The organism is Streptomyces sp. NPDC037273, from assembly GCF_055603625.1.
This window is the reverse complement of sequence record NZ_JBVJVO010000002.1, coordinates 340640-354179: the sequence shown is the minus strand read 5'-3', so window position 1 is coordinate 354179 and position 13540 is coordinate 340640. Positions and strand designations below refer to the sequence as shown.

Sequence of the window (13540 nt, the reverse complement as noted above, 5' to 3'; positions counted from 1 at the left end):
CACACCCCCCCTCTCTCTCTTTTGCCTTCGAGCCCTCGGGCTTGTTATGGGGGAACCACACCCCCCCCCCCCCCCCCCCCCCCCCCCCCCCCCCCCCCCCCCCCCCCCTCTTTTGCAGCACTCGGCGCGCTGGCGGCGAGGATTGTCCTTAGCGTGAAGTCATGAACGACACGCCGCGCATTCGGACTGTTCTGAGCTGCACTCTTCTGGCCGTCACCGTCACAGCGGCCGCCACGGCCTGTGCGGGCTCCGACGGCCATCCGCTGTCGGCGAAGGCCTATGACGCGGCCGACCAGCTCGCGGTCAGCGCCCCCGCCGACGGAGCCAAGGCGAACCCCGAGAAGCCCCTGGAGATCACCGCCAAGGGCGACGAGGGCCGGATCACCGACGTCACCGCCACCGACGCCTCAGGACACCACCTGGCCGGCGAACTCACCGCGGACGGCCGCCGCTGGCGCTCCACGGCCGCTCTCGCGGCCGGCGCCCGCTACACGGTCCGGGTGGCCACCGAGGACGACGACGGCGCCCCAGGCGCCCGTACGTTCACTTTCGAGACGGCTCCGGCCAAACGGGCCCTCACCGTGGCCTTCGGGCCCGAGGCGGGCACCTACGGCGTCGGACAGCCCCTCACGGCCGAGCTCAGCCTCCCCGTCAAGGACCGGGACGCCCGCGCGGTCGTCGAACGGGCCCTCAAGGTCCGCTCCACGCCCGCCGTCGAGGGCTCCTGGTACTGGGTGGACGACAAGAAGCTGCACTTCCGCCCGAAGGAGTACTGGCCCGCCGGCGCCCGCGTCACGGTCACCGGCAACCTGGACGGCCTCAAGGTCGGCGACAAGCTCTACGGCGGCGCGTCGAAGCCCCTGAAGCTCACCATCGGCGACCGCATCGAGGCGGTGGCCGACGCCGAGTCGCACTACATGACCGTGAAGCGCAACGGAGAAGTGATCAACACCATTCCGGTGACCACCGGCAAACCGGGCTTCTCCACCCGAAACGGTGTCAAGGTCATCCTCGGCAAGGAGTACTACGTCCGGATGCGGGGCACCAGCATCGGCATCTCCGAGGGCAGCTCGGAGTCGTACGACCTGCCGGTCTACTACGCCACCCGGGTCACCTGGAGCGGCGAGTACGTCCACGCCGCGCCCTGGTCGGTCGGCTCCCAGGGCGTGGCGAACGTCAGCCACGGCTGTGTCGGCATGTCGACCGGGAACGCGGCCTGGTTCTACGAGACCGTCCGCCCCGGCGACATCGTCCGCGTCGTCAACAGCTACGGCGACACCATGGACACCTTCGGAAACGGCTTCGGGGACTGGAACATGCCCTGGGACAAGTGGCGCCGGGGCAGCGCCCTCGTCGAAGCCGCCGGCAGCCCGGTGGCCCCGACGGAGAAGGCCCGCCTCAGGCCGCTGTCCTTCTGACCGAGCGCCCGGTCCGAACCCCCGCTACGCGTCGATCGAGAGGCGGGAGCGGAGGAGGGCGGCCAGGGACGCCGCGAACTCGACCGGTTCCACCGGAAGGGTGACCGCGGCGTCCGCGCGGCTCCAGGTGGCCAGCCAGGCGTCCTGCGGGCGGCCGATGAGCAGCAGCACCGGCGGGCAGCGGAAGACCTCGTCCTTGATCTGGCGGCAGACGCCCATGCCGCCCGCGGGCACCGCCTCGCCGTCGAGGACGCAGGCGTCGATGCCGCCCTCCTCCAGGCGCTTCAGCACCGCCGGCAGCGTCGCGCACTCCACGAACTCGACCGGGGGAACGTCGGCCGCCGGCCTGCGCCCGGCCGCGAGGCGTACCTGCTCGCGGGTGTTCGCGTCGTCGCTGTAGAGCAGGACCGTGGCACTCGACTGCATCGTTCCTCCGCGTGGAAGTCCGTGGGATGGTCGTCGATCGATGCGCCGGATGCTACTCCGGTCCACACCCCGTCAACACCCGTTCAACACCTGTTCGAAGGGTGCTCCGGGGCCCTTCCACTGGGCCGTTCGGGCTGGACACGCCCCCCGGACACTCCGAACGGCACCCCCCGGAGTGAGGGCGGGATAAGCGACCGACATAATGTCGGTCGTGGCGACAGTAACGACAGTAGAAACAGGGCACGCGCACCCGTCGGTCAATCGACCGAACCTCACCAGCGTCGGAACCATCATCTGGTTGAGCTCCGAGCTGATGTTCTTCGCGGCCCTCTTCGCGATGTACTTCACCCTGCGATCGGTGACCGGTCCCGAGTTCTGGGCGGAAAAGGCCTCGGCCTTGAACTTCCCCTTCTCGGCGACCAACACCACGATCCTGGTGCTCTCCTCCCTCACCTGCCAGCTCGGCGTCTTCGCCGCTGAGCGGGGCGACGTGAAGAAGCTCCGGACGTGGTTCATCATCACGTTCGTGATGGGTGCCATCTTCATCGGCGGCCAGGTCTTCGAGTACACCGAGCTGGTCAAGAAGGACGGCCTCTCGCTGTCCTCGGACCCGTACGGCACGGTGTTCTACCTGACCACCGGCTTCCACGGACTGCACGTGACGGGCGGTCTCATCGCCTTCCTGCTGGTCCTCGGCCGGACGTACGCCGCCAAGAGGTTCACTCACGAGCAGGCAACCGCCGCCATCGTCGTGTCCTACTACTGGCACTTCGTCGATGTCGTCTGGATCGGCCTCTTCGCCACGATCTACATGATCAAGTAATCGGCGCCGCCGGACACCGGCGGACCGAGACATCCAGCAAGCATCGACGCAGAAGATCCTGACACCGGGGTAATCCGTGAAAAAGCTCTCCGCACGACGACGCCATCCGCTGGCGGCGGTCGTCGTCCTACTTCTCGCGCTGGCGGCCACTGGGGGGCTGTACGCCGCGTTCGCGCCCGCGGGCACGGCGAAGGCCGATGAAACCGCCCAGTCCCTCGCCATCGAGGAGGGCAAGAAGCTCTACTCCGTCGGCTGCGCCAGCTGCCACGGAACCGGCGGTCAGGGCACCTCTGACGGCCCGTCCCTCGTCGGCGTCGGCTCGGCCGCGGTCGACTTCCAGGTCGGCACCGGTCGTATGCCGGCCCAGCAGCCGGGCGCCCAGGTCCCGAAGAAGAAGGTCATCTACTCGCAGGCTGAGATCGATCAGCTCGCGGCGTACGTCGCCTCTCTCGGTGCCGGTGCGATCACGCCGACCGAGGGCCAGTACAGCCCTGACGGTGCCGACATCGCCAAGGGTGGCGAGCTGTTCCGCACCAACTGTGCCCAGTGCCACAACTTCACCGGTGAGGGTGGCGCGCTGACCTACGGCAAGTACGCCCCGAGCCTCGAAGGCGTGAGCCCGAAGCACCTCTACGAGGCCATGCAGACCGGCCCGCAGAACATGCCTTCCTTCCCGGACACGACCATGCCGGAGAAGGAGAAGAAGGACATCATCGCGTACGTCCAGGCCGTCAACAGCGACAAGGCCGACAACCCGGGCGGTCTCAAGCTCGGTGGCCTCGGCCCCGTCAGCGAGGGCCTGTTCGCCTGGATCTTCGGTCTGGGTGCGCTGATCGCAGTTGCCATCTGGGTCGCGGCCCACACCGCTAAGGCCAAGAAGTCATGAGTAGCCAAGAGATTCCAGAAGAGAACCTGCCGGCAGGGCAGGACACCGCGCACGGCGCGGTGAAGGTCGCCGACGACCCGTTCGCCGACCCGGGCCTCCCGCCCCACAAGCCGCGCATCCAGGACATCGACGAGCGTGCCGCCCGTCGGTCCGAGCGCGCGGTCGCGTTCATGTTCACGCTGTCGATGCTGGCCACGATCGGCTTCATCGCCTCGTACGTGATCTTCCCGGTCGACAAGATCGTGTACATCTTCCCGTTCGGGCGGGTGTCCGCGCTCAACTTCGCCCTGGGCTGGACCCTCGGTCTCGCTCTGTTCTTCATCGGCGCGGGCGCGGTCCACTGGGCCCGCACCCTGATGTCCGACGTCGAGATCGCGGACGAGCGGCACCCGATCCAGGCCGACCCGGAGACCAAGGCGAAGGTCATGGCGGACTTCGCGGCCGGTGCCGCCGAGTCCGGCATGGGTCGTCGCAAGCTCATCCGCAACACGATGTTCGGCGCGCTGTCCCTCGTCCCGCTCTCCGGCATCGTGCTGCTGCGTGACATGGGCCCGCTGCCCGAGAAGAAGCTCCGGACCACCATGTGGGCCAAGGGTCTTCAGCTCATCAACATGAACACCAACGAGCCGCTGCGTCCCGAGGACGTCGCCGTCGGTTCGCTGACGTTCGCGATGCCCGAGGGTCTCTCGGAGCACGACCACCACTTCCAGACCGAGATCGCCAAGGCCGCCCTGATGATCGTCCGGATCCAGCCGGAGGACATCAAGGACAAGCGCGAGCTCGAGTGGTCGCACGAGGGCATCGTCGCCTTCTCGAAGATCTGCACCCACGTGGGCTGCCCGATCTCCCTGTACGAGCAGCAGACGCACCACGTGCTCTGCCCGTGCCACCAGTCCACCTTCGACCTCTCCGACGGCGCCCGCGTCATCTTCGGCCCGGCCGGTCACGCCCTTCCGCAGCTGCGGATCGGTGTGAATGACAAGGGCTTCCTTGAGGCGCTCGGCGACTTCGACGAGCCCGTCGGTCCTGCCTTCTGGGAGCGCGGATGAGCACCGTGACAGACACCAAGAAAGCGCCCGCCGGTGAGCGGGTCGCCGACTGGGCCGACGGCCGCCTGGGGATCTACACGCTGGCCAAGGCCAACATGCGGAAGATCTTCCCGGACCACTGGTCCTTCATGCTGGGCGAGATCTGCCTCTACAGCTTCCTCATCATCATCCTGACGGGCGTCTATCTGACGATGTTCTTCCACCCGTCGATGAACGAGGTGGAGTACGTCGGACCGTACGTCCCGCTCCAGGGACAGCTGATGTCCGAGGCGTTCAACTCGACGATGCACATCTCGTTCGAGGTCCGTGGCGGTCTGCTCATCCGGCAGATCCACCACTGGGCGGCGCTGATCTTCCTCGCCGGCATGTTCGTGCACATGATGCGCGTCTTCTTCACCGGCGCGTTCCGCAAGCCGCGTGAGATCAACTGGCTGTTCGGCTTCCTGCTGTTCTTCCTGGGCATGTTCACCGGCTTCACCGGTTACTCGCTCCCGGACGACCTGCTCTCCGGCACCGGTGTCCGCTTCATGCAGGGCGCGATCCTGTCCGTGCCGGTCATCGGCACGTACCTGTCGATGTTCCTGTTCGGCGGCGAGTTCCCCGGCGGCGACTTCGTGGCCCGGTTCTACTCGGCCCACGTGCTGCTGCTGCCCGGCATCATGCTCGGCCTCGTGGTGGCCCACCTCATCCTGGTGTTCTTCCACAAGCACACGCAGTTCGCCGGCCCCGGCCGTACGAACAAGAACGTCGTGGGCATGCCGCTGCTGCCGGTCTACATGGCCAAGGCCGGAGGCTTCTTCTTCCTGGTCTTCGGTGTCATCGCGGTCATCGCGGCGATCGCCTCGATCAACCCGATCTGGGCCATCGGCCCGTACCGCCCGGACCAGGTGTCCACCGGCGCCCAGCCCGACTGGTACATGGGCTTCGCCGAGGGTCTGATCCGTGTCATGCCGGGCTGGGAGATCAACCTCTGGGGCCACACGCTGGTCCTGGGCGTGATGATCCCGCTGGCGATCTTCCCGGCGGTCCTCGCGGCCATCGCGGTGTACCCGTTCATCGAGTCCTGGATCACCGGCGACAAGCGCGAGCACCACATCGCGCAGCGCCCGCGCAACGCTCCGACGCGCACCGCCTTCGGTGTCGCCTGGATCACCGCGTACATGATCATGCTCGTGGGTGGTGGAAACGACCTCTGGGCGACCCACTTCCACCTGTCGCTGAACTCGATCACCTGGTTCGTGCGGATCTTCTTCTTCGTCGGTCCGGTCATCGCGTTCATCGCCACCAAGCGGATCTGCCTCGGCCTCCAGCGCCGCGACAAGGACAAGGTGCTGCACGGCCGCGAGTCGGGCATCATCAAGCGCCTGCCGCACGGTGAGTTCGTCGAGGTCCACCAGCCGCTCAGCCAGGGCGAGCTGCACCGCCTCACCGCTCACGAGCAGTACGACGCCGCGGAGCTTCCGCCGGCCGTCGACGAGAATGGTGTGGAGCGCAAGGTCGGCGCCCTGGAGAAGCTCCGGGTCAAGCTCAACAAGGGCTACTACGGCGGCGACAGCCAGATCGCCAAGCCGACGGCCGAGGAGTACAAGGAGATCCAGAGCGGCCACGGCCACCACTGATCACCTCGACCTCCTGATCACCTTCTGAGGTCGCCACGGCGAGAGCCCCGTCCATTCGATGGACGGGGCTCTTTGCCGTCCCTCCGGCTCGATAGGGTGGGACCGTATCCGTCACGATCACCAGGAGCTGCCATGAGCGCTGCGACCCCCGCTGGAGGACCTACGTCGGCGGGCCGCTCCTGGCCCGTCCTGCTGAACGGCCTGCTCGAAGGCAAGGACCTCACGGCCGACGACACGGCCTGGGCGATGGACCTCATCATGAGCGGCGAGGCGACCGACGCCCAGATCGCCGGGTTCATGGTGGCGCTGCGGGCCAAGGGCGAGACCGTGCAGGAGATCGTCGGTCTCGTACGGACCATGTACGCGCACGCCAACGTCATCGAGGTGCCGGGCCGGGCCGTCGACATCGTCGGCACCGGCGGCGACGGCGCCAAGACGGTGAACATCTCCACGATGGCGTCGATCGTCGTCGCCGGCACCGGCACGAAGGTCGTCAAGCACGGCAACCGCGCCGCCTCCTCCGCCTCCGGCTCCTCCGACGTCCTGGAGAAGCTCGGCATCAACCTGAACCTCACCCCGCGGCGGGTCGCCGAGGTCGCCGAGGAAGCCGGCATCACCATCTGCTTCGCGGTGAAGTTCCACCCCTCGCTGCGGCACGTCGCCGCGGCCCGCGGCCAGCTCGGCATCCGGACCACCTTCAACGTCCTGGGCCCGCTGACCAATCCGGCCAACGTAGGGGCCCAGGCCGTCGGCGTCGCCGACCCGCGGATGGCGCCGATCGTGGCCGGAGTCCTCGCCGAGCGCGGCAACTCGTCGCTCGTCTTCCGCGGTGACGACGGCCTGGACGAGCTGACCACCACCGGCACCTCCCGGGTCTGGGTGGTCCGGGACGGCTCCGTCACCGAGGAGCGCTTCGACCCGCGGGACGTCGGCATCGACCTCGTACCGCTGGAGGCGCTGCGCGGCGCGGACGCCTCGTACAACGCCGATGTGGCGCGCCGGCTGCTCGCGGGGGAGACCGGCCCGGTCCGGGACGCGGTGCTGCTCAACGCCGCCGCGGCGCTGACCGCCTTCGAGCCCGGCTCGGGCACCCTCGCGGAGCAGCTGGCCGCGGGCATCGCGAAGGCCGCCGAGTCGATCGACTCCGGTGCCGCCCGGCACTCCCTCGAGCGCTGGATCGCCGCCAGCAACGCCTGATCCGCGCGCTTCACGCCGGCCCCGGTCCAGCATGCGGACCGGGGTCTTGCGTTTCGGCGATCATGTGGCAGGATCTTCGGCAGGTCATGAGTGACAGCTGTGAAGCCCCGGCTTGCTGTCCGGCAACCCTCCGTCCGTGGCGGGGTGCCCCGGGTGAAGACCAGGCCGTAGGCAGCGAGGTCTACGGCAAGCGCGGACCCCTCGACACACCAGGGGTCCTGGTCTCTCGAGGAGCGTTTTCCGTGAGCAAGCGAATGCGATAGGGCGACTCCGCCCCTACTTCACCCTCGGAACAGGGTCACTTCCGCGTACCCGCGTACGCCTTCGACGTACCCACGCCGTCTCCGAGGCATCACCCGTACCCCGCCGCACCCGGCCGCGTACGGGATCCACCGAAGCCATTCCGCACCGCCCGCCGGGAGATACCGCCATGTCCGCACGCCCGAACGCCGCCACCGTCGAGTCCGCCGCCGCCGAGTCCGCCGACCCCTGCTGCGCCGCCCCGCTGCCCGTCCTCGGCCGGGACGTGACCGTCCCGCTCGTCACCGGCGGCGAGGTGACCTACGCGGCGCTCGACTACGCGGCCAGCGCCCCGGCCCTCCAGCGGGTGTGGGACGACGTCGCCGCGTACGCCCCGTACTACGGCAGCGTCCACCGCGGCGCCGGCTACCTCTCCCAGCTCTCCACCGACCTCTTCGAGAACAGCCGGGTCACCGTCGCCGAGTTCCTCGACTGCCGGCCCGACGACCAGGTCGTCTTCACCCGCTCCACCACCGACTCGCTCAACCTGCTCGCCCGGACCATCCCCGCCGACTGCGAGGTCTTCGTCTTCGAGACCGAGCACCACGCCTCGCTGCTGCCCTGGCAGGACGCCCGCGTCAGCTACCTCAACGCGCCCCGCACCCCCGCCCAGGCCGTCGAGACCCTGGAGCGCGCCCTCGCCGACCGTGACCCCTACGGCCCGGCCCTCGTCTGCGTCACCGGCGCCTCGAACGTCACCGGAGAGCTCTGGCCGGTGAAGGAGCTCGCCGCCGCCGCGCACGCCCACGGCGCCCGGATCGTCCTCGACGCCGCCCAGCTCGCGCCCCACCACCCCGTCTCCGTCAAGGAGTTGGACGTCGACTGGGTCGCCTTCTCCGGGCACAAGCTGTACGCGCCCTTCGGTTCCGGCGTCCTCGCCGGCCGCGCCGACTGGCTCCAGGACGCCGAGCCCTACCTCGCGGGCGGCGGCGCCTCCCGCAAGGTGGCCCGCCGCGCCGACGGCGGCGTGGACGTCGAGTGGCACACCACCGCGGCCCGCCACGAGGCCGGCTCCCCGAACGTCATCGGCGTCTACTCCATCGCCTCCGCCTGCAAGGCGCTCACCGAGGCCGGCTTCGACCAGCTCGTCGCCCGCGAGCAGCACCTCATCGACACGGTCCGCGCCGGTCTCGCCGAGGTCCCGGAGGTGCGCGTGCTCTCCCTCTTCGGCGACGACGCGCCCCGCGTCGGCGTCATCTCCTTCGTCGTCGAGGGCTGGAACAGCTCCCACTTCGCCGCCGCGCTCTCCGCCGAGTACGGCATCGGCGTCCGCGACGGCCTCTTCTGCGCCCACCCGCTGGTCCGCACCCTGCTCGGCAGCGACCCGCAGGACGTCGGCGAGTGCGGCGCCCCCGAGGCGGCCCCGGGGGAGCGCTCGCTCAACGCCATCCGGGTGAGCTTCGGCGCCGGTACGCCGGACGAGCACGTGGAGCGGTTCGTCAGCGCCGTGAAGGAGCTCGTCCGGGACGGCGCGCAGTGGAAGTACCGCACCGAGGACGGCCGCTGCGTCCCGGACCGCGGCTGATTGGTCACTCGTACGGGTGAAGGGGGCCTCCCGGACGGGAGGCCCCCTTCATATGTCCGGCGGTCCGGGTCTCAGGACTCCAGGCCGATGGCGAAGGCCGCCTCCAGGTCGTGCTGGGAGTACGTACGGAAGGCCACGTGCGTGTCGGTGGCCTCGACGCCCGGGATCTTGCTGATGCGACCGGGGATCACGTCCGCCAGGTCGTCGTGGCGGGGCACCCGGACCATCGCGATGAGGTCGTACGTGCCGGTCACCGAGAAGACCTCGCTGACGCTGTCGAGCGCGGCGATCGACTCGGCGATCTCGGGGATCCGGTCCACGCTGGTCTTGATGAGCACGATCGCGGTGATCACGGCTGGCTATCTCCCTCGGTCGCCGCGGCTGGTGCCTTCACTCTATCCCCACCCCGGTAGCACCCCCAGGCGTAGAGGAAGCCGACCGAGAAGCCCACCACGTGGGCCAGGTAGGCGACGCCGGGGCCCGGCCCCGCCGCGCGCGCGGCCAGCCACTGGAGCACGAACCAGAAGATCAGCACGATCCAGGCGGGGAAGCGCAGCGGAAGGAAGAGGAGGAAGGGGAAGAGGCTGGTCACCCGGGCGCGCGGGAAGAGGAAGAGGAAGGCCCCGAGCACCGCCGAGATCGCCCCCGACGCCCCGACCAGGGTCTGCTCGCTCTCCGCGTGCGCCACCGCGTACCCGAGCAGCGCCAGATAGCCGGTGCCCAGGTAGAAGACGGCGAAGCCGGCCGGGCCCATGCGCTCCTCGACCATCGCCCCGAAGACGTACAGGAAGAGCATGTTGCCGAGCAGGTGCAGCCAGCTGCCGTGGACGAAGAGCGCGGTCAGCGGGGTGATGAGGGCGTGCGGCTCGCCGCTCGTCAGCTCGGCGGGGACGACGCCCCAGCGGCGGAAGTACGCGCCCTGCGCGGCGAGCAGCGCGTCCCCGGAGCCGTACACCGGATTGACCCCGGAGACGGGACTGACCAGGAAGAGGAGACCGCAGGCGGCGATCAGTCCGTAGGTCACCGTGGGCCCCTTGCGCGCGCCACGCCAGGCGCCGCGGGCCGCTCCTCGCCAGTCGATCATGGACAGATCATGGCGTACCGGGGCCGAACTGGACAGAGTGCCTCGCCGTGCCCCGGGGTACCGGGGAGGCCGTAGGGTTACGGGCACGACGACCGCAGTTCGACGGCGCACCGCGGCTCCCGCACCTGGTACGACACGACAGGAAGAAGGACGGACCGATGACGACGGTTCCCCTGCCGACCGATGAGACCCGCTGGCGCTGCACCCTCTGCGGCAACCTGACCCGCTTCGACGTGACGCGCTCCTCGAAGGTCGTGGAGTACGTCCATCTGGACCTCGCGGGAGACCCGACGGTCGAGGAGCGTCAGGTGGTCAGTGAGACCATCGAGTCGGTCCGCTGCCGCTGGTGCAACGCGGTGGACCAGATCGAACTGGTGGACAGGCCGGGCACCGCCTCCTGAGGGCTGGTGCGGACGACATAGGGGTGACGGATCGTGGAGCAGCCCGCGCACGGTGGAGAGCCGGCCGGCGCGGCAGGTGACGCTGCCGAGACGCTCGACCACCCACTGCCGGAGGGCGTACGGCGGCGGGTCGTCGCGCTGGTCGCCGACGCCTTCGGCGGACTGACCGTCGCGGAGCTCCCCGCACCCCTGCGGCAGTACGCCCGCTTCACGGCGAGCCGGCGGGCCAAGTTCGCCGGCAACGCGATGGCGGCCGCCCTGGAGAGCGACCCGCTGTTCCGGCAGCGGATCGGCGAGCGGTTCAAGCAGGGCCAGCCCGAGCTGGCCGGCGCCGTGGAGACCGGCACCCCGCCCGCCGCCGCCGACCCCGTCGACGTGGCCGCCGCCGCCTATGTGCTGCGCCCGCCCGGCTGGGTCAAGCTCGTGGCCGCCGCGGGCGAGGAGGCCCAGCGGGTCGACGCCGAGCGTGCCGACGAGGCGGGCCGGCGGGAGCTGGAGCGGCTGCGCGAGGAGCTGCACGCCGCCAAGGACCGCTCCCGGGGCGAGACCGAGCAGCTGCGCCACGACCTCGAAGCGGCCCGCAAGGAAGCGGAATCGCTTCACCGCAAGCTGCGCAGCGCCCAGAGCGACGTGAAGCGCGGCGAGGCGGCGCTCCGGCGCGCCCAGGGCGAGATCGACGCCGTACGCGCGGAGGGGGCGGCCCAGCTGTCCTCCGCGGAGAGCGAGAACCGGCGGCTCAAGGCGCGGCTCGGCGAGGTCGAGGCCGCCCTGGAGGCGAGCCGGCGGACCGCCCGCGAGGGACGCTCGGTCGAGGACATGCGACTGCGGCTGCTCCTGGACACCGTCCTCGACGCGGCCCAGGGCCTGCGCCGCGAACTCGCCCTGCCGCCGGTCTCGGTGCACCCGGCGGACACGGTCGACGCGGTGGAGCCGGGGCGGATGTCCCCGAAGGACATCGCGGCGCGGGCGCTCTCCGAGACCGACCCGGCGCTGCTCGACCAGCTCCTCGCGCTGCCGCAGGCGCATCTGGTCGTCGACGGCTACAACGTCACCAAGACCGGTTATCCGACCATGCCGTTGGAGAAGCAGCGGCTGCGGCTGCTCGGCGGCCTCTCGGCCCTCGCGGCCCGCTCGGGCGCCGAGGTCACCTGCGTCTTCGACGGGGCGGAGCTGGCGGCGCCGGTGCTGCTCGCGCCGCCGCGCGGGGTGCGGGTGCTGTTCTCCAAGCCCGGCGTCACGGCGGACGAGTTGATCCGTCAGCTGGTGCGGGCGGAGCCGCCGGGGCGGCCGGTCGTGGTGGTCTCCACGGACCGCGAGGTGGCCGACGGGGTCGCGAAGGCGGGGGCGAGGCCGGTGGCGTCCGTCTTGTTGCTGAAGCGGCTTTCGCGCCTCTCGTGACACATCGCAACCCGTAGCCGTTTTGCCCGAATTCTGGATGGCAGACCGTCAAGTGGCCATCACTGCCCGTGCGGTGCGTGTAAACAAAGTGCTGCGTGAGCGATATTTTTGCCGGTGGGATTTGAACTGATCACAACTCGGTCACTAGGGTCGGGCTTCGAACCTTCGCGCGGTTGATCACCCATCCGGGGTGGCGGCGGAGGAACCGCCTGCCCCTGACCGGTTGGGCGGCTCTGAGGAAGAAGGAGATCGCCTTCGTGGCGTCCCACCGTCGACCCAAGCAGCCGAGCCGCGCCCGTGTGACCGTGCTCACCGTGACCGCGGCCGCCGCCGTGGCCTTCACCGCCCAGTCCGGCGCCCAGGCGGCTCCCGCCAACCCGAAGATCGACGACGTCAAGTCGAAGGTCGACAAGCTGCACCACGAGGCCGAAGAGGCCACGGAGCAGTACAACCTGGCCGAGGAGCGCCGCGGCAAGCTGCAGACGGAGATCGGCAACCTGCAGGACAAGGTCGCCCGCGGCCAGCAGGAGCTCAACACCCTGCGCGACCAGATCGGTTCGGTCGCCAGCGCCCAGTACCGCTCCGGCGGCATCGACCCGGCGCTCCAGCTCTTCCTTTCCGCCGACCCGGACACCTACCTCGACAAGGCGTCCGCGATCGACCAGCTGAGCGCCCAGCAGGCCGACGTGCTCACCTCGATCCAGGCCAAGCAGCGCACGCTCGCCCAGCAGCGGGCCGAGGCCACCACGAAGCTGGCCGACCTCGAGGACGTCCGCAAGACCCTCGGCGCCAAGAAGAAGAAGTTCCAGGCCAAGCTGGCCGAGGCGCAGAAGCTCCTCAACACCCTCACCGCCGCCGAGAAGGCCAAGCTGCGGGAGCAGGAGCAGCGGGCCAGCCGCGACGCCGGCCAGCGGGTCGACCTCGGCAACGAGGCCCCCTCCAACGGCTTCGGCGCCGCCGCCCTCGCCGCCGCGGACACCCGGGTCGGCATGCCGTACGTCTCCGGCCACGAGGGCCCCAACTCGTTCGACTGCTCCGGTCTGACCCAGTGGGCGTACGGCAAGGCGGGCATCGACCTGAGCCGCACCACGTACACCCAGCAGAACGACGGCACGAAGATCGGCCGCAGCCAGCTCAAGCCCGGCGACCTGGTCTTCTTCAACGGCCTCCAGCACGTCGGCCTGTACGCGGGCAACAACACCGTCCTGCACGCCCCCTACTCGGGCGCCTACGTGCGCTACGAGTCCATGAACACCATGGGGTCGTTCCAGTTCGGCGTCCGCATCGGAAGCTGACGCACCCCCGCACGAACCGCCGTGACGTGCCGCCCAATCGGGTGGTTTGCCACGACGCGCACTGACCTGACGCCCCGCCGGTGACCTGTGTTCTCCGGCGGGGCGTCACTTTGTGTGCC

Annotated in this window: 13 protein-coding genes and 1 riboswitch; of the genes, 10 read left to right on the top strand and 3 right to left on the bottom strand. The window is 69.8% G+C overall.

Annotation, left to right across the window (positions count from 1 at the left end; genetic code table 11):
• Positions 1-161 precede the first annotated feature (161 nt).
• Positions 162-1418, top strand: coding sequence for a L,D-transpeptidase (locus tag ACZ7G1_RS06790; RefSeq protein WP_470874409.1), 1257 nt, complete (start codon positions 162-164; stop codon positions 1416-1418).
• Between the two features lie 24 nt (positions 1419-1442).
• Here ACZ7G1_RS06790 and ACZ7G1_RS06785 read toward each other — a convergent pair whose 3' ends face one another.
• Positions 1443-1844 carry a response regulator transcription factor gene (locus tag ACZ7G1_RS06785; RefSeq protein WP_470874410.1) on the bottom strand — a complete coding sequence of 134 codons (402 nt, stop codon included), beginning with the start codon at positions 1842-1844 and terminating at the stop codon, positions 1443-1445.
• A gap of 202 nt (positions 1845-2046) precedes the next feature.
• Between ACZ7G1_RS06785 and ctaE the strand changes: the two genes are divergently transcribed.
• From ctaE to ACZ7G1_RS06755, 6 genes are all read left to right on the top strand, one after another.
• A complete protein-coding gene (ctaE, locus tag ACZ7G1_RS06780) occupies positions 2047-2667 on the top strand; it encodes an aa3-type cytochrome oxidase subunit III (protein ID WP_041128837.1) in 621 nt (206 codons plus the stop codon).
• A gap of 76 nt (positions 2668-2743) precedes the next feature.
• Positions 2744-3553 carry a cytochrome bc1 complex diheme cytochrome c subunit gene (gene qcrC, locus ACZ7G1_RS06775; RefSeq protein ID WP_470874412.1) on the top strand — a complete coding sequence of 270 codons (810 nt, stop codon included), beginning with the start codon at positions 2744-2746 and terminating at the stop codon, positions 3551-3553.
• Positions 3550-4602, top strand: a complete 1053-nt coding sequence (qcrA, locus tag ACZ7G1_RS06770) for a cytochrome bc1 complex Rieske iron-sulfur subunit (RefSeq protein ID WP_470874414.1) — start codon at positions 3550-3552, stop codon at positions 4600-4602. Before qcrC ends, qcrA begins: the two co-directional genes overlap by 4 nt.
• The gene (qcrB, locus tag ACZ7G1_RS06765; protein WP_470874416.1) at positions 4599-6221 is read left to right on the top strand and encodes a cytochrome bc1 complex cytochrome b subunit; all 1623 of its coding nucleotides are present in this window, start codon (positions 4599-4601) and stop codon (positions 6219-6221) included. The genes qcrA and qcrB overlap by 4 nt, the downstream gene beginning before the upstream one ends.
• Positions 6222-6353: 132 nt before the next feature.
• Positions 6354-7418, top strand: a complete 1065-nt coding sequence (trpD, locus tag ACZ7G1_RS06760) for an anthranilate phosphoribosyltransferase (protein ID WP_470874417.1) — start codon at positions 6354-6356, stop codon at positions 7416-7418.
• A gap of 82 nt (positions 7419-7500) precedes the next feature.
• Positions 7501-7617, top strand: a riboswitch (SAM riboswitch).
• A 231-nt stretch (positions 7618-7848) separates the two neighbouring features.
• Positions 7849-9243, top strand: coding sequence for an aminotransferase class V-fold PLP-dependent enzyme (locus tag ACZ7G1_RS06755; protein WP_470874419.1), 1395 nt, complete (start codon positions 7849-7851; stop codon positions 9241-9243).
• A gap of 71 nt (positions 9244-9314) precedes the next feature.
• Here the strand turns inward: ACZ7G1_RS06755 and ACZ7G1_RS06750 are convergent, their stop codons facing one another.
• Together ACZ7G1_RS06750 and ACZ7G1_RS06745 are read right to left on the bottom strand one after the other, a co-directional pair.
• Entirely contained in the window at positions 9315-9596 is a 282-nt protein-coding gene (locus ACZ7G1_RS06750) for an Lrp/AsnC family transcriptional regulator (protein ID WP_017238849.1), read from the bottom strand.
• Positions 9593-10327 carry a rhomboid family intramembrane serine protease gene (locus ACZ7G1_RS06745; RefSeq protein WP_470874420.1) on the bottom strand — a complete coding sequence of 245 codons (735 nt, stop codon included), beginning with the start codon at positions 10325-10327 and terminating at the stop codon, positions 9593-9595. Before ACZ7G1_RS06745 ends, ACZ7G1_RS06750 begins: the two co-directional genes overlap by 4 nt.
• A gap of 158 nt (positions 10328-10485) precedes the next feature.
• Between ACZ7G1_RS06745 and ACZ7G1_RS06740 the strand changes: the two genes are divergently transcribed.
• The 3 genes from ACZ7G1_RS06740 to ACZ7G1_RS06730 all read left to right on the top strand — a co-directional run bounded on the left by ACZ7G1_RS06740 (position 10486) and on the right by ACZ7G1_RS06730 (position 13421).
• Positions 10486-10728, top strand: a complete 243-nt coding sequence (locus tag ACZ7G1_RS06740) for a hypothetical protein (protein ID WP_389224189.1) — start codon at positions 10486-10488, stop codon at positions 10726-10728.
• Between the two features lie 33 nt (positions 10729-10761).
• Positions 10762-12126, top strand: coding sequence for an NYN domain-containing protein (locus tag ACZ7G1_RS06735; protein ID WP_470874422.1), 1365 nt, complete (start codon positions 10762-10764; stop codon positions 12124-12126).
• 257 nt (positions 12127-12383) lie between these two features.
• Positions 12384-13421, top strand: coding sequence for a C40 family peptidase (locus tag ACZ7G1_RS06730; RefSeq protein WP_470874424.1), 1038 nt, complete (start codon positions 12384-12386; stop codon positions 13419-13421).
• Positions 13422-13540 lie beyond the last annotated feature (119 nt).